Source organism: Liquorilactobacillus sicerae (genome assembly GCF_029916425.1).
Classification (GTDB): domain Bacteria; phylum Bacillota; class Bacilli; order Lactobacillales; family Lactobacillaceae; genus Liquorilactobacillus; species Liquorilactobacillus sicerae.
This window is the reverse complement of sequence record NZ_JAHAVQ010000240.1, coordinates 1-448: the sequence shown is the minus strand read 5'-3', so window position 1 is coordinate 448 and position 448 is coordinate 1. Positions and strand designations below refer to the sequence as shown.

General features: G+C 38.8%; 1 protein-coding gene. It reads left to right on the top strand.

Annotated features, from left to right (window positions below; genetic code table 11):
- On the top strand, positions 1–426 hold a 426-nt coding region (locus KH893_RS12225), incomplete at its 5' end, for an MDR/zinc-dependent alcohol dehydrogenase-like family protein (RefSeq protein ID WP_486606305.1).
- Between the last annotated feature and the right edge of the window lie 22 nt (positions 427–448).

Below are 448 nucleotides of genomic sequence, written 5' to 3'. Positions count from 1 at the left end.
ACTGTTAATTCCTCAAATGAGGATGTAAGAAGCCGAGCAATTGAAGCTTTTGGAAAAGCGGAATATTCTTTGCACGGGCAAGCACCGGATGTACAGATTTTTCTTGATGCTGCGGGTCATAATAGTATTCTTGAGGACTTTCTTCAGTTTGGTCCAGTTGGCAGCAGGTTTGTTACAGTTGGAGTCAATAACAGCAAGCCACAAATTGATTTTCTTGAATTAATTTTTGGCAGCAAATCCGTTGGAGGTTCTGGCGGTTATCGTCCCGAAGATGTTCAAACCGTTTTTGAAATCATGAAAGATCGTCAGTCCGATCTGCGTAAAATGGTTAGTCAGGAATTTGATTGGCATGACCTGGAGAAAGGGATCCAAACTGCTACTGATACAGAAATTTCAGAGAAGGTTTTGATAAACTATCATCTATAAATATAAATTAATGTGTTTATTT